11 protein-coding genes are annotated in these 20,411 nt (G+C 46.4%); 9 read left to right on the forward strand and 2 right to left on the reverse strand.

Features of this window, described 5'->3' with window-relative positions; translation table 11 throughout:
* The first annotated feature begins 36 nt into the window (after positions 1–36).
* The 6 genes from MHH56_RS01545 to MHH56_RS01570 all read left to right on the forward strand — a co-directional run bounded on the left by MHH56_RS01545 (position 37) and on the right by MHH56_RS01570 (position 13,287).
* Entirely contained in the window at positions 37–1,551 is a 1,515-nt protein-coding gene (locus MHH56_RS01545) for an extracellular solute-binding protein (protein ID WP_339206126.1), read from the forward strand.
* An 84-nt stretch (positions 1,552–1,635) separates the two neighbouring features.
* The gene (locus MHH56_RS01550; RefSeq protein WP_339206128.1) at positions 1,636–3,306 is read left to right on the forward strand and encodes a DUF4091 domain-containing protein; all 1,671 of its coding nucleotides are present in this window, start codon (positions 1,636–1,638) and stop codon (positions 3,304–3,306) included.
* A gap of 48 nt (positions 3,307–3,354) precedes the next feature.
* Positions 3,355–5,118: a beta-galactosidase family protein gene (locus MHH56_RS01555; RefSeq protein ID WP_339206130.1), complete on the forward strand. Its 1,764-nt coding sequence runs from the start codon at positions 3,355–3,357 to the stop codon at positions 5,116–5,118.
* Between the two features lie 56 nt (positions 5,119–5,174).
* Positions 5,175–10,457, forward strand: coding sequence for a polysaccharide lyase family 8 super-sandwich domain-containing protein (locus tag MHH56_RS01560; protein WP_339206131.1), 5,283 nt, complete (start codon positions 5,175–5,177; stop codon positions 10,455–10,457).
* An 18-nt stretch (positions 10,458–10,475) separates the two neighbouring features.
* Positions 10,476–11,594 carry a glycoside hydrolase family 88 protein gene (locus MHH56_RS01565; RefSeq protein ID WP_339206132.1) on the forward strand — a complete coding sequence of 373 codons (1,119 nt, stop codon included), beginning with the start codon at positions 10,476–10,478 and terminating at the stop codon, positions 11,592–11,594.
* Between the two features lie 178 nt (positions 11,595–11,772).
* A complete protein-coding gene (locus tag MHH56_RS01570; RefSeq protein WP_339206133.1) occupies positions 11,773–13,287 on the forward strand; it encodes a CehA/McbA family metallohydrolase in 1,515 nt (504 codons plus the stop codon).
* Between the two features lie 119 nt (positions 13,288–13,406).
* Here the strand turns inward: MHH56_RS01570 and MHH56_RS01575 are convergent, their stop codons facing one another.
* Positions 13,407–15,317: a beta-N-acetylhexosaminidase gene (locus tag MHH56_RS01575; protein WP_339206134.1), complete on the reverse strand. Its 1,911-nt coding sequence runs from the start codon at positions 15,315–15,317 to the stop codon at positions 13,407–13,409.
* 129 nt (positions 15,318–15,446) lie between these two features.
* Positions 15,447–16,046, reverse strand: a complete 600-nt coding sequence (locus MHH56_RS01580) for a TetR/AcrR family transcriptional regulator (protein ID WP_339209459.1) — start codon at positions 16,044–16,046, stop codon at positions 15,447–15,449.
* 196 nt (positions 16,047–16,242) lie between these two features.
* On the opposite strand from MHH56_RS01580, the gene MHH56_RS01585 reads away from it, so the two are divergent.
* The 3 genes from MHH56_RS01585 to MHH56_RS01595 all read left to right on the forward strand — a co-directional run bounded on the left by MHH56_RS01585 (position 16,243) and on the right by MHH56_RS01595 (position 20,352).
* Positions 16,243–17,451, forward strand: coding sequence for an MFS transporter (locus tag MHH56_RS01585; protein ID WP_339206135.1), 1,209 nt, complete (start codon positions 16,243–16,245; stop codon positions 17,449–17,451).
* Positions 17,452–17,629: 178 nt separating this feature from the next.
* Positions 17,630–19,822, forward strand: a complete 2,193-nt coding sequence (locus MHH56_RS01590) for an ABC transporter ATP-binding protein (RefSeq protein ID WP_339206136.1) — start codon at positions 17,630–17,632, stop codon at positions 19,820–19,822.
* Positions 19,819–20,352: a DUF1854 domain-containing protein gene (locus MHH56_RS01595; protein WP_339206138.1), complete on the forward strand. Its 534-nt coding sequence runs from the start codon at positions 19,819–19,821 to the stop codon at positions 20,350–20,352. Before MHH56_RS01590 ends, MHH56_RS01595 begins: the two co-directional genes overlap by 4 nt.
* Positions 20,353–20,411 lie beyond the last annotated feature (59 nt).

Consider the following 20,411-nt stretch of genomic DNA (forward strand, 5'->3'; position numbering starts at 1 on the left):
ATAGGGGTTTACTACAAATAAGGGAGGGTTTTAAAAATGAAAAAAAGAAACTTTGGCATGACGCTTTTGACACTCGTTCTTACGACAAGTTTAATTGGCTGTTCGAATGGTGGCGAAGCTAAATCGGCCGGCAATAAAGAGGGTAAACAAAAGCCGGTTGATATTAATATCGGCACGATGACTTATGGTGAATCTCCTAGCAGTGATCTCGAAAGTGTTCAGCAGCTCAATGAAAAACTAAATGTAAAGCTGAGCATCGATTTTTATCCGATTAATAGCTATAAAGAGAAGCTGAATGCTTTGCTTGCTTCCAAGAGCTTGCCTGATGTCATTCTTATCGAGGATATCAATGATCCTGCATTCTCAACCGCGATTGAGCAGGGTGCATTCTGGGATTTGACTCCGTTCTTGCAGGATTATCCGAACCTAGCAGGTTATCCGGAGAATGCCATTGAGAACATTAATTTCAAGGGCAAATCCTACGGTATTCCGCGTGTTCGCCCATTGGATGGACATGAATCTCTCATTATTCGTCAAGATTGGCTTGATAAAGTGGGATTGAATGCACCAACGACGATGGATGAGCTCTACAAAGTGTTAGAAGCTTTTACAAAAAATGATCCAGACGGCAACGGCAAAAACGATACCTTTGGTATGGTGCAAGCGAGTGTCAGCCCTTATATGATGACGATGTTTGGCGCAGGCACAGCGTGGAAGGAAACGGCTGAAGGCGGTCTTGAGCCTTATTGGCTGACGGCTGAAGCAAGAGAAGCGCTTGAATTCTGGAGCAAGGCGTATGGCGATGGTCTTATTACGCCGGACTTGCCAGTAATGAAGCCAAGCCAAGTAAAAGAAATGATGATTCAAGGCAAAGCGGGCATCTCTTTCGGCAATATTAACGAAGCGTTTATTTTCGGACAAGAGCTGCAAAAAATTAAGCCTGAAGCAGAATTGAAGGCGTATGAAATTCCAGCTGCCAAAGACGGCAAAAAGTACAATGAACAAGCATATGGCTACTATGGATTATTCCTAGTCAGCAAAAAGGTTAGCGAAGACAAGCTGAAGAAAATTCTTGAGGTTTATAACGAAACGGCGACTGAAGAAGGCTACAATCTCGTTACCTATGGTATTAAAGACAAGGATTATACCGTATCGGAAGATGGTTCAATCTTTCAAACCGATGAAGGCAAGAAAAAAGCTTATGGTACAGCGACGACTGCACAATGGATTTCCGGTTATTTCAACAAATACCAACGTGCTGAAGGACCTGGCATGCCAGCAGAAGTTAGAGATTACAACCGCCAGCTGGTAGATACCATCTCAGCATCTTCAATTAAAAATCCTGCTGCAGGGCTGCCAACGACTGAAGTATGGATGGAAAAAGGCGGCGATTGGCAGAAGAAGTTTGTTGATATGTACACAAACGTTGTCATCCGCAAAGCAAGCATGGAGGACTGGGACAAGTTTATTGGCGGGCTTAAAGCCGACGCCAGCTTCCAGCAGCATCTGAAAGAAACAAGTGATTCTTATAAATCGTTAGCAAGCAAGTAAGTAAATAAGCCCGGTAAGTTCGAATAGGTCAGTCGAGTTTACCGGGCTTATCTTTTTTATTAGATCATGTAGGGGGAATATGAAGTGGAAAAGTTAAATGGAGCTTTGCAGCTGGAAACGAGATGTATCAGTTCATTAATCAAAGTATTCGCCGATGAAGAACTGCTTACAGCTGCGGTAACTAGAGGCTCGGCACTGCTTGGTGAATCCTATTCGTTCCAGGTTGCATATCGGGCAGATGTACTTATGCGGCAGCTGCAGGTTCGGGTGGAGTCCGAGCTTGAGCAAGCATTGACCGTACGAACGGTAGAGCTGGTACCCGCCAATATGGTGAGCTATCATGATGCGGATGAAGATGTGCTGAGAAGCACGCCCGGCTTGTATCCAGATGCGTTAATCCCATTTGATGCAAACCGCGGTTTAACCGGTTATCCAAGCCAATGGCGTTCTCTATGGATAACTGTCGAGGTTCCGATAGATGCGAAAGCAGGTTTATTTGATATTCGTATATATCTCATCAATGATAGCGGCGAGCAAGTAGGTGAGGAAACATTTACGCTGGAGGTAATTGCGGCAGCACTGCCGGAGCAGTCGCTTATCCATACCGAATGGTTCCATGTTGACTGCTTGGCTACCTACTATAAGACGGACGTATTTAGCGAGTACCATTGGCATTTGATTGAGCAATACATCCAAACCGCTGTGAAACATGGAATGAATATGATTTTGACCCCTTTGTTTACCCCTCCGTTAGACACGGAAATTGGAGGAGACCGCCCAACCGTGCAGCTCGTTCAAGTTGAACGCGTGGGGGATGATTACAGATTTACTTTTGAAAAATTAAAGCGCTGGATTGCATTATGTGACCGCAGCGGCGTGAAATATTTTGAGTTCTCTCATCTCTTTACACAATGGGGTGCCAAGCATGCACCGAAGGTAGTCGCCACAGTTGATGGTCAGGAGAAGCAGCTGTTTGGCTGGGATACGGATTCCACGGATTCGGAGTACACCAAATTTCTTACGTTATTTTTGCACGAGTTAGTGTCATTTATAAAAGAAAACGGTTTAGAGAAGCGGGTTTATTTCCATCTGTCGGATGAGCCAAACCTTGCGGACATGGACACCTATCGCGCAGCGAGTGAGCTTATTGGACCGATTTTGGAAGGATTTCCGATCATTGATGCACTCTCAGAGTATGAATTTTATGAAAGTGGTCTAATTAAGCACCCCATTCCGGCTAGCAATGCGATTCAGCCGTTTCTTGAACACGGGGTAGAGGGATTATGGTCGTATTATTGCTGCGCCCAATACAAGCTTGTGTCTAATCGCTTTCTCCATATGCCGTCTTCGCGCAATCGTGTATTAGGCATGCAGCTGTATAAGATGAAGCTTGCAGGTTTCTTGCATTGGGGCTACAACTTCTGGTATGCGCAGTTCTCGAAGTATCCGATTAATCCGTTTCAAGTGACGGATGCAGGCGGCGGTTTTCCAGCGGGGGATGCATTTCTCGTATATCCAGGTGCTGAAGGGCCAATTGAGTCTATTAGGCTGGAGGTGCTTACAGAAGCTCTGCAGGATCTGCGAGCGCTTGAGCTTCTAGAGCGGAGTACCTCACGGGATGCGGTAATTGCTTTGCTCGAAGATGGCTTAGCGCAGGAACTATCCTTTGAAGCATATCCGCGTGAGGTGGAATGGTATATCCGCAAGCGTGAGGAAATTAACCGTCTAATTGGCGAGCATGCAAATTCGAAGTAGATATGGCAAGTCAAATACATCAAGTTCATGAGCAGAGGAGTAAATGACATGGCATCATTCAGAGTGCAAGGTAATCAATTTCTTTATGAGGATAAACCGATAACGATTTTGTCGGGGGCGATTCATTATTTCCGTGTTATTCCGGGGTATTGGAAGGATCGATTGCTTAAGCTAAAAGCTTGCGGTTTTAATACAGTTGAAACGTATGTCGCATGGAATATGCACGAGCCGCAGGAGGGTAAGTTCTGTTTCACGGGAATGGCGGATATTGTAGCGTTTATCGAGATAGCAGCAGAGCTGGAATTGCATGTCATTGTACGTCCAAGCCCTTACATTTGTGCGGAGTGGGAGTTCGGTGGCATGCCAGCTTGGCTGCTTGCTGAGGATGGAATGCGCTTACGCTGCTATGATGAGTTATTTTTATCAAAAGTAGATGCTTATTATGATGTGCTGCTGCCGATGCTAAAGCCTTTGTTATGTACAAACGGCGGTCCAATTATTGCAATGCAAATTGAGAATGAGTACGGCAGCTATGGCAATGATCTAAAATATCTTGAGCATATCAAGGAAAGCATGATTTCGCGCGGAATGGACGTTCTGCTGTTTACCTCAGATGGCCCGGAAGATTTTATGCTGCAGGGCGGGATGATTCCGGGTGTTCTTGAAACCGTAAACTTTGGTTCGAGAACAGAGGAAGCTTTTAACAGCTTAAAGCAAGTCCAGCCGGACAAGCCGCTCATGTGCATGGAGTATTGGAATGGTTGGTTCGATCACTGGAACAAGCCGCATCATACGCGAGATGCACAGGAAGCGGTGCAAGTGTTTGAGGATATGCTGAATGCTGGCGGATCGGTTAACTTCTATATGTTCCATGGAGGTACGAATTTCGGATTCTATAATGGAGCCAACAACCATGGGAAATATGAGCCGACGGTAACGAGCTACGACTATGATAGTCCACTAACCGAGTGGGGGGATATTACGGAGAAATACGTCCTGTTAAGAGAGCTAATCGCAAAACATTTTGGCACGGCGTTATTGCCGCTTCCGGAGCCTGTTCGCAAAATGGGATATGGCCATGTTCAAATGAAGCCGATTGCGCCGCTGTTCGATGTGCTGCCGCTGCTGTCGACACCCGTGCAGCGCACCTGCCCTGAACCGATGGAGAAGCTCGGACAAGATTATGGATTTATTTTATATACAACAAAGGTTTCGGGCCCAAGACTAAATTGTTCACTTGTTTTGCAGGAGGTTCACGATCGCGCGCTCGTATTTTTAGATGGTGAGTATAAGGGTGTTATCGAGCGCTGGGACCCACAGCCAATCGAGTTCGATGTGCCAGAGGGCGGAGCAGAGCTTCGTATTCTAGTCGAGAATATGGGCAGAACCAACTATGGGCCGTATTTGCGAGATTATAAAGGGATTACTGAAGGGGTGAGATTAGGTTTCCAATTTCTATTTGATTGGACGATTCATTCGCTGCCGCTTCATAATCTTGCTCAACTTGAGCAAGCGCCTGCTGCTGAAGAGCGAGTACAAGACATAAGTGGACCAACCTTCTACCAAGGCTCCCTCCACATTGAGCAGGAGTCGGATATTGCAGATACCTTCCTGGCACTTGAAGGCTGGACCAAAGGAATTGTGTTCGTAAATGGTTTCAACCTCGGACGTTACTGGGAAGCAGGGCCGCAGAAGACACTTTATGTTCCAGGTCCGCTGCTTCGTACCGGTGCAAATGAAATTGTAGTGTTCGAGCTGCATGGAGCGAAGACGCTGCAAGTGACGCTTCAAGATACACCTGATTTGGGGTAGTGCAAAGTATTGCAAAGTAATACCATCATGAACTGAAGATAGGAGAGGGTTCATTCATGAATATCAGGAAGAGGTCTATTTCAATTGTAGTGGTATGCTGTATGGCAGTTCAGTTTGTGTTTGCGGGGCTGCCTATACTCGGCGGTCAAGAGGTTGCGAGTGCAAATACAATGGTTAATTTGATTGCTAATGGCAGCTTTGAAGAAGGCAACTTAATCCCGGATAAAGGTTGGCAGGATGGAGGAAGACCAGCGGGCTGGGGTGTATGGCGAGCAATGGAAGGCAATCAGAATGTATCCGTTACGGAGGCTGTCTATCACACAGGAACACGATCGGTGCAAGTAAAGCACGATAAGCTTGCTAGAACAGACATCGTTCCTGATCCGCTCGTTCCGATTACACCAGGGCAGACCTATAAGCTGCAGGCTTGGATAATGACGGATCAAGTGCTGCCGGAAAATGTGAGTAAAGGCGTATATATTCGTACACAGTATTGCGGTGCTGATGGGAAAAAGATTGAAGACGGTCCTTATCTTCCTTATGTAAGAGGGACAACGGATTGGACCTCTTATGAACTGCTGCTGCAGGTTCCGGATAAGCCGCAAATTGCTAGCTTTAAAGTTGAAATATTTTTTGAAACGGGTACAGGGACTTTATGGATTGACGATGTAACGCTCATTCCATTCAAAGACATTACGTCCATCGCGCTTAGTCCACAAAACGTGAACATGGATAAGGAGCAAAAAGTCCAGCTGATTCCTACTGTGGCACCTGCGAATGCACCGATGGATGACCTGATTTGGAGCTCCTCCAATTCGCTAGTAGCAACGGTTCAAAATGGTGAAGTAACGGCTCATGATTACGGCACGGCGGTGATTACTGCTGCGACGAGCGATCGTAGAGTATCCGCACAAAGCTTCGTTACGGTAGAATCGGACGCACAGAAAAAAGCGTATGAAACGCTTCGCAAAAAATGGGCGGCAAAGCTGGTTGGCGGAGAAGGGATCGATATGAATGATCCTGAGCTTGCTGCAAATGTTGAAGCGTTAGTAAACCGAATGACGAATAAAGAAGGTACCGGAAGATGGGACAAGCTGAATAAAGCTGCTGATGCGGATGCATTATGGGAAGACGTCATCATCAAAACTCAAAATGATTCGTGGCGAATTTCCTGGGCGTACGGCATTATTCGAGATCTCTCGTTGGCTTATTCAATGAAAGGCTCCTCTCTTTTTCAAAATGAAGACTTAAAAAACGATATTATTCAGGCGATGGAATGGATGCTGAAGTATCAATACAATTCCAGCAAGAAGATTACAGGAAACTGGTGGGATTGGGAGATCGGAACACCGCAGGAAATTATGAATATCCTGTCGCTCATGTATGATGCAATGCCGCCAGATTTGATTGCGAAATATATTGAAGCGATTGATAAGTTCGTACCCGACCCCAAAAAACGTGTAGCGAACTCAGCGACGATTGAGACAGGAGCCAACCTGCTTGATAAAGCACTCGTTGTGACGCTGCGTGGCATTGTAGGTCAACATGCCGCTAAAGTCATGCAGGGACGCGATTCGATTGCGAATGAGTTCTTGTATGTGAAGAAGGGGGATGGACTTTATGAGGATGGTTCCCTCGTTCAACATACAAGCATCGCGTATACCGGCGGTTATGGTGCGGTATTGCTCGGACGTATGGCTGATTTATTTTATATTTTTGCAGATTCGGAGTGGGCGATTTCAGACCCGAGTGCAAGCAATGTTTATAACTGGGTAAAAGATTCTTTTGAACCGCTTTTATATAAAGGTGCGATTCTGGACTCGGTGAAAGGCCGCAGCATTTCTCGTGCTGCCGATTCTGATCATATTACAGGGCGCTCCATTATAATGACGCTTTTGCGACTGGCTCAGTCTGCCCCGCCAGCCATAGCAGAGGAAACCAAAAGTATGGTGAAGGAATGGGTGCGTTCTGACACGACATTTGAAAATTATTACGAGGGATTGCCATTATATGAACTTCATTTATTGAAGCAATTAATGCAGGATGACAGCGTTGCTCCTCGTGGAGAGCTGGTTCATACGCAAATGTTTGCGGGTATGGATCGGGCTGTTCAGCTTCGTCCAGACTTCGGTCTTTCTATCAGTATGTTCTCTGATCGCATTGCAGCATTTGAATATGGCAATGGTGAGAATAAAAAAGGCTGGTACACAGGAATCGGAATGACGAATGTATACAACAGCGACTTGAAGCAGTTTAGTGACCATTATTGGCCAACCATTGATAGCTACAGGTTGCCAGGAACAACGACAGACCATTCCTATAAAGACCCTGCAGAATGGGGCAGTTATATGAACGGCAAGGATTGGGTTGGCGGCTCAGTGATCGATGATTACTATGGAGCTGTGGGTATGGAGTTCTCGCTTGCAGGCAGTACAGGAAGTTCTTTGCAAGGGAAAAAATCATGGTTCTTGTTCGATGATGAAATGGTTGCAGTAGGTTCTGATATTGCTAACAACACGGCGAACATGACAGAAACGATCGTTGAGAATCGTCAGCTAACACAAGCGGGAGCCAATAAGCTTATTGTGAATGGTCATCAAATGCCAACGAGTTTAGGCTGGCAGGAACAAATGACGGATGTGAAATGGGCTCATATGGAGGGCAATGCTGTCGGTTCTGATATCGGATACGTATTCCCTTCGGGAGAAAAAGTGACAGGCAAACGTGAAGCGCGCGAGGGAGCATGGAGCGAAATTAATAAGGGTGGCCCAGCGGATGTAGTGAAGCGCAATTATTTAAGCCTTGCCATTGAGCATGGCATATTGCCGACAGATGGGACTTATGAATATGTGCTGCTTCCAGGCAAGACGCCGGAGCAAACTGCTGCATATGAAGTGAATCCCGACATTCAAGTACTGGCTAAAACGGAGAAGGTTCATGCTGTAAAAGAAACGAAGCAGCAGATTACAGGTTTGAATTTCTGGGAGGCGTCTGCTTTCCAGTATGTGAAGACCGATAAACCTATTTCCATGATGATGAAGGAGAAAGGCAGTGAGCTTACCCTTGCGATTGCTGAGCCTACACAGAAGCAGGGCATGGTAACGGTTGACCTCGGTAAAATAGGATTGCAGATCATTGCACAAGATCCAAGCATTCAGGTCGTACAAACTTTCCCGTATACTCGCTTGGCAATCCATACGCAAGGATCAGCAGGAAAAGTCCATACGATTACGTTGAAGGTTGATCCGAGCCAAACAATCGATATGGAAGCCATGCAGCCGGAAGAAGGTAAAACTTTTAAAGTTCCGGTGATGGAGGATACCTTCGTCCGTAGTGGAGCAAATCATGCCAATGTGAATAATGGCTCCAAAGATTATGTTGAAGTGCGTGAATATGGCGAGGGATATACACAACGATCCTTTATGAAGTTTGACCTCAGCAGCATCTCTGGTGATATGGAGTCTGTAAAGCTGAAGGTCTACGGAAAAATAAATGATGGCGATGCCAAATACGATTCTAATTTGATCGGTATTCACCGCGTTGAGGACGATTCTTGGAAAGAGACCGAGATGGTGTGGGGCAATCAACCGGCTTATGGTGATGCCATCTCCACAATTGCTTTCCAAAAGGTTGATAAATGGCGTGAATACGAGCTGGTAGACACCGTAAAAGTGGAATTGCTGCGTGATCAGCGTTTAAGTTTAGCATTGATCGAGCAGCCAGGCGTGAAAGGCTTGAATACACAGATCAAGAGTAAAGAAAACGCTGCGTTTGCGCCATATTTGGAAGTGAAGATGAAGGCATTTGAGGGGGCAAAGGTGACGGAAATTACCGTCACACCACCAGAAGCAACGCTAAAGCAGGGTAAGCAAGTGAAGCTTGAAGCGGCTGTGAAACCAGATCATGCCAAAAACAAACAAATCGTTTGGACGATGAGCGATGAGCATCGTGCCCTAGCAACGCTGCAAGTTAATAATGGACAAGCCGTTGTTACAGGCTTGCTGCCCGGCAAGGTGGAAATTATTGCAGCTTCTGTCGATGGAGGGTATCAAGCGACAGCGACTGTTGTAATTGAGGCGGCGGAAGTAAAACCAGATCCGGAGCCAACGCCAAAGCCTGATCCGACACCAACACCGACTCCTGATCCAACGCCGAGCCCGGCACCTGGAGGTTCAGGTTCAAATGAGATAACGATAAAAGAACGGGTTCAAGTCATACTTGGCGGCGAATTAAAAATGGTCAGTACAGACGAGCAATTGGCGGCTGGGCAGATTTTAATTTTAATACCGAATGGAGCCCAAAGCGTTCAGCTCTCATACGCTGCCATTTCGAAGCTGCTGGAGTGGAACCGCGAAGCTATGCTAATTTTGAGCGGGCCCAATATGTTTATTACTCTTCCACTAAAGCAGATGGATAATGTTGAAGTGGCCAATGGCTTGCGAATCGGAATGAAGCCTATTGCTGAAGACGCAGTTACAACGATTACAGACCATGCCAAAAAATTAGGTGCTTCACTCGTTCATATCGCTGACCAAGTTGTAGTGGAGGCGGGCTCCTTGCAGCGAATGTACGGCAGCTTGATTAATGCTGGAAAGCTAGAAATGAAATGGACGATAGAAACGAAAGCAAATCCGGCTCATTTGGCGGGGCTGCGTTATGACAAGGAGCGCAAAGCGCTTGTTCCAGTTCCAATGAAGCTAAAAGCGGCTGGGAGCGGTGTAGAAGCAACCTTTGACGGCCTGCCAGGAGAAACCTACCTGTTGGTTGAAGCAAACAAGACATTTGCCGATCTTGGGAAGCACTGGGTCAAGGATGATGCACAATACTTGGCATCTAAGTTTATTATGCAAGGAAGAAATGCAGATACTTTCGCACCTCAGGCGGAAATTACTCGCGCAGAGATGGCTGCTATAATCGCTCGTATGATGGATCTTGGTGTGAAAGGCTCAAATCTAACGTACACCGATGCAAGCGACATACAGGGCAGTTGGTATGAGAATGATATTATTCGAGTGCATGAGGCTGGACTGATGAACGGTTATGCAGACGGCTCGTTTAAGCCAGAGCAAACCATTACGCGCCAAGAATTGGCGGTGCTGATTGCTCGCGTCATGAGTAAGATTCAACCAGACTGGATGACCGGGGCAGATACTGCTCAACTTCATATTTTTACGGATTCCCAAAAAATTGCACCATGGAGTGTAAAGGAAGCAGCAGCAGCGGTAAATAATAGACTGCTGCAAGGGGACAAGCAGCAAAGATTTAACCCTGCGGCTTTAGCGACTCGTGCGGAAGCAGCCGCTATCGTGAAGAGAATGCTGGATCAGATAAATCGGTAGCTGAGAGGATGGAAGGACATGTGGAAATCGGCAATTGAAGATGCAATGGAGAAGACGAAAAAGAACATCCAGCGTTTTGGGGTTCGCTTCCCGCATGTCAGTGTCAACGACAAGTATAAACTCAATGACAATGAAGATTGGACAAACGGATTTTGGAGTGGAATGCTGTGGTTATGCTACGAATATTCCGGAGATGAAGCTTACCGTGATGCTGCTCGGCTCACGGTAAAGAGCTTCAAGCATCGTATGGAAGAGCATATTGTGCTTGATCATCATGACATCGGTTTCTTATACACCTTATCCTCGAAAGCACAGTGGATTTTGGAGCGGGATGAGGAAGCAAGAGAGCTGACATTACAGGCGGCAGATGTGCTTTTGCGCCGCTTTAGAGAAAAAGGGCAATACATTCAAGCTTGGGGACTGGCTGGAGACGAGAAGCATGGCGGGCGCATGATTATTGATTGCCTCTTAAATCTTCCATTGTTATTCTGGGCTTATCAACAAACGGGCGATGAGCGTTATTATAAGGTTGCCATTAAGCAGGCAGATCAAAGCCGCCGCTACCTTGTGCGAGGTGACGACAGCTCCTATCATACCTTCGTTTTTAATGAAGAAACCGGTGAGGCGCTAGGCGGCGCAACACATCAAGGGTACACCAACGGATCGACATGGGCTCGCGGCCAAGCATGGGGTATTTATGGCTTTGCACTTGCCTATCGCTACACCGGGAATAAGGCGTATTTAGATACAGCGAAACGGATGGCAGCCTATTTCCTTTCAAAGCTGCCAGAAGATAATGTAGCTTACTGGGACTTTGATGTTCAGGTCGAGAAAGGGACGTACCGTGACAGCTCTGCCTCTGCGATTACAGCCGCGGGCTTGCTGGAATTAATGAGCCATCTGGACGATAACGATCCAGATCGCGCTGAATTTGAACGGAAGCTGAATTTGTCGATGACCTCACTTGTTCGTCATTACTCCACGATGGGAGAAGAGGCAGAAGGGTTATTAAAGCATGGCTCTTATTATGTAAGAGGCAATACAGCGCCGGATGATTTTATGATCTGGGGAGACTACTTTTACCTTGAGGCACTTATGCGGATGGAAAAAGGAATAAAAGGTTACTGGTACGAGTAAATGGAGTAAGAGAGCAGGCTTTATTTTAATCGTCTTTAGTACGCTGCTCGGTAGTATAGTCCTGAAAGAGCAGCAGGGGAAAATGCGAATTGTGATGTCGATTGCGATTACCGCAGGAATTATTATCATAGGCAATCTTAGATTTTACAGAATTATAGGATATGGAAGGTGAATAACTATGAATAAAGGAAAAATTTCCGTTAAGCTGGAGCAAAATAACAGCTATTTTCCGATTGCGGTTGAAGAAGAGTACGACTGGCTTGCGATTCGCTTTACGTATGAGAAGGAAAACTCGTGGGGAAGATTGCATTTATTCGATGCAGAGAATAATATTCGATTCTGCTTCCTAGATGGTGGAAACGAGCGGCTGATCGTCGTTCATAAGCAGGTAGAATTTACGAGTCCCATAGCGATGCCGGGTCCCATCGTTCAAGGCATGTGGACGCTTGAGGTTTCAAATGAAGAGGGCAGAATGTTCGAAGCAGAATGGGAGTTTGGACATGGCGCTCTGCCGGCGGAATATGAATCGACTCAGCTGCAGGGCGAGCGCGAATATTGGAGCACTGGCAATTTGAATGCTGGCGTCACGATGGACAACTACGACTGGGCGAAGGTGTGGAAGACGGGGGGCCGCTACTACAAAGGTGATTTCCACACACATACCATATTGTCCGATGGCAAAATGACACAGCTTATGAACCGTGAGCAAGCGGTGAAGCAGGATCTGGATTTCTTTGTAGCGACGGATCACAATGTACTGTCTACATCATGGGCGAAAGGAGAGGCACTTGTTATTCCCGGCGTAGAAGTCACAGCTGGTGACGGGCACTGGAATGCACTTGGTCTAAGGAAATGGATCGATTGGAGAGCGACTGCACAAGACGGTGGCTTGACGACGCAGCGGGGAATGGACCGATTGATAAAGGAAGCAGCGGAGCTTGGAGCGGTCTGCTCCATAAATCATCCAATGCTGGCACCTTGGGCATGGCTATATGGGGAGACGCAGCTAAAGGGATTACACGCCATGGAAATATGGAATGATCCGACCTTTTCTCCGAACACTGTCGCTACGGAGAAGGCATTGCAGCTATGGACGGCAAGCTGGAATGAAGGTTATCGTATTACGGGAATTGGCGGTTCTGACTCTCACATGCTGCCTACAGATAAATATGAAGATAGCCCCATTCCTTCTTTAATTGGCGACCCTTCCACGTATGTATGGTGTGATGATTTGAGTGCAGACAACGTATTAGAAGGCGTGAAAAATGGGCATGTTTATGTGTCGCGCGGACCCGTGCTTGAAGCGTCGATTCAAGTCAGCGGCCACGATTACCGATTTGGCTGTGATTTGTCTGATGCGTTTAGTTCGGGGAAAAGCGAGGCTGCATCCCATGAAGTGAACTGCACATTAAGTGTAGCGAGTGATGTGTTCGCTCGAGTAACCTTCATTCACAACGGTATTGCTGAATCAGTGAAGGAAGTTACTGCGGCGGATGCGGAAGAAACGCCAGCGGCGCTGGAATGGAATATACCTTGGGAAGAAGGCGCGTATAACTGGTATCGCTTTGATATTCGCGATGAAGCGGGAATGCTGCTCGCCTTTACGAACCCATTCTATTACGGTTCTAAGGAGCCGCAGATTACAACTTACAATGAGCTCTTGGCAAGCGCTAATCTGACACAAGAGGATTAGGGCAGGCTTTCGTATACGCTGGAGCTTATACATTTCATAATAAACAAGCCCGTGACGGCGATGTTTGTGTAGTCATCATCCGTTCACGGGCTTTTAGTCTAATTATTCATTCAGTTCACTTAAAAAGGGTTCAAGACATGGAAGAAGACATTTGGCGATGCCATCCGATAATAATAGCTGCACCAGCCTACTCCTTTGTGGTTGAAGCGGTTTACTGTGCTGTACACCAACCGTTCCTGTTCAAGCTCTTCGATCCTCGCAATTCGTCCCTCCACATAGTCCATAATCCTAACGGACGCAGTATCCAAGCGACTAATAACTCCGCCATAACGAATGTCGATGACTTCCCAACCAAATGGTTTGAACATGCGCAGCCACTGCGAGCGATGTGCTATTCGAAGCTCACGTACTGCCTCTGCAATAGCTGTCAGCTCATTCATGGCTAGGTGCCTCAGTTTATCATCATCCTTTGAATCATAGGCTTGCTTAAGCGTAATCCCGATTTCGCTCTTTAGCTTCAATACGGTGCACAGCTTCTCAGGCATCTCGAATAAATAATCAAGCGCAGCATTCTTATCGCGTTTATTATGAATTTGCAGCTCTAAGTTGGCATAGTGACTGTCCAGATCCAGCCCTTCAATTTGCTTGTCGAACATCCCGAGCAGCACATCTTGGTATAGTAGAAACTTCGAAGGGTTGCTTTGCTTGCTGTTGTTTGGCTCCGACCCTGGAATTTCGTCGAGATCCTTCAACTGCATGAAAGCTTCTGCTTCTATTCCAGTACAAAACTTAACCCGTTCCGCCAGCTGTTCTTGCGTTGGTTTTTGTTCGGAGTAAGCATGCTCCGCATAAAGCTGCAGACCAAGCAACGCTGCGAAAGGATTTCCCTCATTGCCGTCGTCGCCCCACATGGTTGCATATACTTCGCGGATGCCTTGCTGTTTGCATACTTGCAGCGCAACATCTGAAGCGTTCAGCGATAAGCCGTAATTCACGCCGAATGTGTTGAAAATCCAAACGGCTCCTGCGAATACTAAATTACAGCCGAGCGGCCGATGATTAGCGATAACCCTCTCGTAATCCTCAGCTTCCAAATGTACATAATCCCAATACACCATATCGACATCTTTGGGAATGCGGCTTGCCATCTCCTCAGGAATGGAGGTATCTTTATCGTAATATTCATCGCCATTCCCGGAAGCGAGCTTGAGGAACATATCACTCCACATCATCGGTTTCAAACCGCGGCTGCGAGCGACCTCGAGTACTTTCTCCAAATGTGAAGTCATAATATTAAAGCGGCTTTCGTAGCCATTCAAGTCCAAATATTTGCCGCGGCCAAGTTCCTCTGCTTCGTCCATTCCGATATGAAGCTTGCGGCTGCGGAACGGCGAGCTGGCAGCATCAATCATTTTTTCGATTAGCTTATCTGTCCGTTCGTCACCGACGAGCAAGGCGCCTTTCGTATCGCGGTAATGCTTGATCGGCTCCCATTTTAGAAATTCCTCCAGATGCGCGAGTGTTTGTATGCTTGGGAAGGCTTCGATGCCGAATAGGTCGGCATAATCGTCAATTTCCTTCAGCTCCGCTTGCGTATAGCGGCCCCGCATGTAACCAAAATACGGTTCGCCTTCAATTTCGTATGTATCCTCCATGTACAGCATGACCGTGCTCATTCCCATTAAAGCCATCTTATTCAGCATGGATTTAAAGCCGTCTAAAGTAAGCACCGCGTTGCGGGAAAGATCAAACATAGGTCCAATTTGATCGAACTGCTGCTTCTCACGAATATGGAATGTGCTGCTCTTGCGGCTATGTTGAATGAGCAAGCCAAGTCCGCGGAAAAATTGATGTTTTTGTCCATAACGAATATAAGCCTTGTCCTGTTCAAGGCCAACTTCCAGTTCACCTTCGGATGCTTCGATGTGAACGGGCAGCCCGTCCTCTTGCAAGTCAATTCCCAGCTCCTTTATGAGCAGCTTTACACCAGGCATTAGCTCCGCATAATGCCCCTCGAAACGTAACTTCATATGATCTTCCTCCAGCATTTCGGATTTTGTGAAGATGATAACCACAAATAATTTAATGCTATTCCAACCATTTGATGAAAGCAATAAGGACTTCATTCGCACATTTGAGGTGCATCACGCTTTTATATGTTATGAACGATCTTTTAGAAGCAAGCCGTTTAACACGAGGGAAAGACTCTGCAAAGCCTTACTCAAGCCGTCCTCGGCGTTTTCGGCGTTTGCCAGCCAAAAAGCAGTATTAATTAGCGCTCCATTTAATAACCGCGCTAAAGCTTCGTGATCTGTCGTCTTTATAACTTGATCTATCATTAAACGATGAAGCATATCAGCCATCGTTGCGAGACATTGGGACTGAGATGATTGCGAATAAGCATTTCCGAGAGCAGAGGGTGCATCTCTAAGTACGATTCGCTGAATTTCCGGTTCAAGCGCCATGGCAAGATATGCGTGGCATCGACCAACGAACCCTTCCCAATTTCCTTCGGCTGTATCTGAAATTTCGGCTAATCTGCTATCCATTTCAGCATCTATTTCGTTGACAACTGCTTCTAATAACCCTTTTTTGTCGCCAAAATGATGATATAACGCACCGCGCGTTAACCCCGCGGAAGCTGTAAGCTCATCCATCGATGTGTTTGCATACCCAATCGTGCCAAATGCTTCTCTAGCGGCACTCACTAGTTTGATTCGTGTTTCTGCAATCATTTCTGATCTCGTTTTGCGAACCATGTTTCCTCCTGCTTGCATTCTTTTTTTAATCATTGACATACGCGCCGTATGTATTTATATTATTCACATACACGGCGTATGTCAATTCATATTTCGACGCCCAAATCAAACAGAGTCTAAATAAAAAGTTTTTCATATGAGGGGAGAAAAGGAATGAACAGTGTAGTACGAATCGTTTACTGCTTGGAGGTGCATCATGGCTAATTCGTACCGCGAGATATTCAAAGCTGCCGGAGCAAAAGGGTTTTCAGCTGCAGGTTTTGTTGCTCGTATGCCTATATCGATGATGGGCATTGGCATCGTGACCATGTTGTCGCAGCTGCGCGGCGAATACTGGCTAGCAGGTGCTGTAGCAGCTACCTTTGCTTTATCAACGGCTTTAATGGCTCCACAAATTTCCCGTATGGTAGATCGGTTGGGGCAATCCCGTATTCTGCTCCCATTTACAGGGATTAGTGTAGTATCTATCGTTTTCTTGCTGCTATGCACAAGATATGAAGCGCCGGATTGGACGCTATTCCTGTTTGCCTTAATTGCAGGCTGCATGCCTAGTATGCCGGCAATGGTTCGTGCGCGCTGGGCTGAGCTGTACCGGGGCTCCCCGAAGCTGCAAACGGCGTTTGCCTTTGAATCTGTAATGGATGAGCTTTGCTTTATCATTGGCCCAATCATTTCGGTCGGTTTAAGCGTTATGCTGTTTCCCGAAGCGGGTCCGCTTCTAGCCATCGTTTTTTTAGCCATAGGGGTCATCCTGTTTACGATGCAAAAGAGTACAGAACCTGCTGTGCGTCCCCTTCATTCAGATCATAAAGGTTCGGTTATTAAGATTGGCTCATTGCGGGTGTTGGTGTTTGCGCTCATTGCGTTAGGCACTATTTTTGGCACCGTGGATATTGTTAGTGTAGCTTTTGCAGAAAATCAAGGAAATACTGCAGCTGCCAGCATTGTGCTTTCCGTTTATGCTTTAGGTTCGTGCTTAGCTGGCTTGGTTTATGGTGCACTTAGGCTCAGAACTCCGCTTTATCGCCAGTTTTTGTGGGCTGCCGCGGTCACCATGGCAACGATGCTTCCGCTATTATTTGTAGATAATATAACGAAGCTAGCAGTAGCTGTATTTTTCGCTGGGATATCGGTAGCTCCTACTATTATTGTTACGATGGGCTTGGTGGAGAAAATTGTGCCCGAATCTAAAGTGACGGAAGGAATGACTTGGGCTATTACAGGCATGGGAATCGGGGTTGCTTTAGGATCATCCGCAGCTGGCTGGGTCGTGGATCACTTTGGTGCGCGAACGGGATTCGCGGTAGCAATAGCAGCAGGAATTCTCGCTCTGATTATTGTGGCTCTTGGTTATAAATCGCTGATGACAGCATATAATTACGCAATAAGGAGCTCTGAGCAGTAAGTATTAATATGCTAAGAGCTATAGTATGAATACTAACCCACGACCAAATAAGGTTGTGGGTTTTTGTTTGTACTGTAATAAAGACAGCCCGGCAGTAATAAACAGTTATAGTTATTTTCCATCTTTACCCATATAAAAATATGTGAGTAAATAGGTTGGTAACGAAAGGGGGAAGAATATGACCTTTATTAATAAGCTTCCTAAGGCGATAGAAGCACAACTTAGAGAGAAAACGCTGTTTCATGCCGTATCAGATTTAATGAATGATGGTCAGTTTGGGGAAGAATGGCTGGTACTGACTGAAAAGGAAGTATCGGTGTGGAGTTCGGATGGGATGTTGGTGACTAAACTCACATTTTCGGATATTACAGATGCCCGGGCTGTTGGCGGAGTAGGCGGCGGCTCATTGCTAGCGGATACCAAGAACGGTCCGATTATCCTTATACGCTACACAGCATCGCTTACTTCTATATTTGGATATGCATCTAAATTAATGGGTGCAGTGGCAAAAGGCGAAGAGCGGCCAACGGTTTCTGAGAAAGAATTCCCGAGAAATTGTCCAAAATGCCGCAATCCGCTGCCGGACGATTCTCAAGCTTGTCCCGTTTGTAAAAACAACGGCAAGGTTCTGTTTCGAATGCTGAGCTATGCGAAACCTTACAAGCTGCAAATGGTTGCGGCAGCGATTATGTTGATTTTCACAACATTGGTTGAGCTTATCCCGCCATTTTTGACCAAAATGATTGTGGATGATGTGCTGACTCCGAAGGATATGGGCTCCACGCTTTTGTGGATTGTTATCGGCCTTGCAGCGACCTCGCTGGTAGTCACCCTCATGCAGACCGTGCGCGGTATTATTGGCGTGTGGATCGGTTCCAAATTAATGGGCGATCTTCGGCACGATGTCTATAATGCCTTGATGAGATTGTCGTTATCCTTCTTTGACCGAAGGCAATCCTCGCAGTTCATTGGACGGGTAAACAATGATTCAGAGGCGATGCGGCAATTCATGACCGATGGTGTCATCTGGGTCTCGGGTGAGTCACTTCGTGTCATTGCGATTTTCATCATTATGTTTAGCTTTGATTGGAAATTAACGCTGCTCGCCATGCTGCCTATGCCGCTTATGATTATTTTGTCCAGTGTATTATGGCCGATGATCGGTCGGCGGTGGTATCAGCAGTGGAGGTCTATTTTCAGATTAAATGCTTTAGTTGGCGATTCTTTGCAAGGAATTCGTGTGGTTAAAGCGTTTGGTCAGGAAAAGACGGAAATGTCACGTTATACGGCAGCGAATAAGGAGCTCGTTCGGCATAATATTCGAATTGAAGGTTTGTGGCAGGGCATGTTCCCCGTCTTCGCTTTAGTCGCTGGAGCGGGTACTTTATTGATTTGGTATTTTGGCGGCAAAACCGTGCTTCAGGGCAATCTATCTATCGGTACCTTGATCGCTCTAGTTACCTATTTGGGCATGCTTCTTGGACCATTGCAGTGGGTAAGCCAAATGATCAACTGGGCAACGCATGCGATTTCGGCAGCTGACCGCGTATTTGAAATTATGGATACCCCGTCTGATGTGCCCGATACCGTAAACCCAGCACAGATTGGCCGTGTAAAAGGCGAGGTTGAATTCAAAAAGGTGACTTATGGATACGAAAAGCATCACCCTGTGCTCAAAAGTGTAGACTTAAAGGTAGCTGCAGGCGAGATGATTGGATTAGTCGGACATTCCGGTGCGGGAAAATCGACGTTTATTAACATGATTTGCCGATTTTATGATTCGGATGAGGGTACGATTACGATCGACGGCACGAACATCCGCAATATTAGCCAGAACGACCTGCGTAAGCAGATTGGCGTTGTACTGCAGGAGACGTTTCTGTTTGACGGGACGATAGCAGAAAATATTGCTTACTCTAAACCGGACGCTACAGAGCTGGAAATTATGCGCGCAGCCAAAATCGCTAATGCACATGATTTCATCGTTCAGCTGCCGGATGGCTACGACACGAGAGTAGGTGAACGTGGTCATAAGCTGTCTGGTGGAGAAAAGCAGCGGGTATCTATTGCTCGCGCCATTATTCATGATCCGCGAATTCTAATTCTGGACGAAGCAACGGCCTCCGTAGATACGGTGACGGAGCGTCAAATTCAAGAAGCAATATCGCGTCTGGTTAAAGGAAGAACAACGTTTGCGATTGCCCATCGATTGTCAACTTTGCGTAATGCAGACCGGCTTGTTGTGCTGGATCACGGCAAAATTGTTGAAGTAGGAACACATGAGGAGCTGCTGGCTTCCGAAGGTGCATACTACAAGCTGGTTGAGGCGCAAAAGGAAATGTCCAAGATCAAGGGGGTTGAAAATGCATGATTGATTCCAATGACATTAGTGTTGAAATAAACACGAAGGACCCTTTTGAGATTAATCTATTGGAACCAAACGCGGTCTCATTTTCCCGCAGCCAAGGCGGCGTTTTTCAAGGCGTTGTAGCAGGAAAGGCCTATGAAGAAATCATACTCTTTCGTATATTTCCTTTCCAATACACGACCCAGTATATTTCCGTCCGCGATGCAAAGGGTGAAGAGATCGGCGTTATTCAGGATATTGAGCAGCTGGATAAAGAAAGCCGATCCGAAATGGATAAAGAGCTGAAGCTTCGGTATTTCCTTCCGCTTGTAACTCATATTGATTCCATTAAGCAAAAAGCCGACATGTGGATTTGGGAGTTGCAAACCAATTTGGGACCGACCCGCATCGTCATGCGGAACTTGCATGAGCATATGCAATACCCGAGTGATAATCGAATTATTCTGACCGACATCAACGGCAAAAGATGTGAAGTTCGTGATTGGAAGAAGTTAGACGGCCACAGTCGCGGTCAGTTGAAGGATGTCTTATAAGGCAACGAATATCGTGCTGTCCCTCTTTTTCTAAATAAAAAGAGAGGGCGGCACTTTTG

Origin of the sequence: Paenibacillus sp. FSL K6-3182, from assembly GCF_037976325.1 — a bacterium.
Classification (GTDB): domain Bacteria; phylum Bacillota; class Bacilli; order Paenibacillales; family Paenibacillaceae; genus Pristimantibacillus.

What these genes read in the sequence shown, in the direction of transcription:
- MHH56_RS01575 (WP_339206134.1), bottom strand. Translation starts at nt 15,317, where the DNA reads ATGAAGTTACGTTTCGAGGGGCATTATGCGGAGCTAATGCCTGGTGTA.
- MHH56_RS01555 (WP_339206130.1), top strand. Translation starts at nt 3,355, where the DNA reads ATGGCATCATTCAGAGTGCAAGGTAATCAATTTCTTTATGAGGATAAA.
- MHH56_RS01560 (WP_339206131.1), top strand. Translation starts at nt 5,175, where the DNA reads ATGAATATCAGGAAGAGGTCTATTTCAATTGTAGTGGTATGCTGTATG.
- MHH56_RS01545 (WP_339206126.1), top strand. Translation starts at nt 37, where the DNA reads ATGAAAAAAAGAAACTTTGGCATGACGCTTTTGACACTCGTTCTTACG.
- MHH56_RS01595 (WP_339206138.1), top strand. Translation starts at nt 19,819, where the DNA reads ATGATTGATTCCAATGACATTAGTGTTGAAATAAACACGAAGGACCCT.
- MHH56_RS01565 (WP_339206132.1), top strand. Translation starts at nt 10,476, where the DNA reads ATGTGGAAATCGGCAATTGAAGATGCAATGGAGAAGACGAAAAAGAAC.
- MHH56_RS01580 (WP_339209459.1), bottom strand. Translation starts at nt 16,046, where the DNA reads ATGGTTCGCAAAACGAGATCAGAAATGATTGCAGAAACACGAATCAAA.
- MHH56_RS01590 (WP_339206136.1), top strand. Translation starts at nt 17,630, where the DNA reads ATGACCTTTATTAATAAGCTTCCTAAGGCGATAGAAGCACAACTTAGA.
- MHH56_RS01585 (WP_339206135.1), top strand. Translation starts at nt 16,243, where the DNA reads ATGGCTAATTCGTACCGCGAGATATTCAAAGCTGCCGGAGCAAAAGGG.
- MHH56_RS01570 (WP_339206133.1), top strand. Translation starts at nt 11,773, where the DNA reads ATGAATAAAGGAAAAATTTCCGTTAAGCTGGAGCAAAATAACAGCTAT.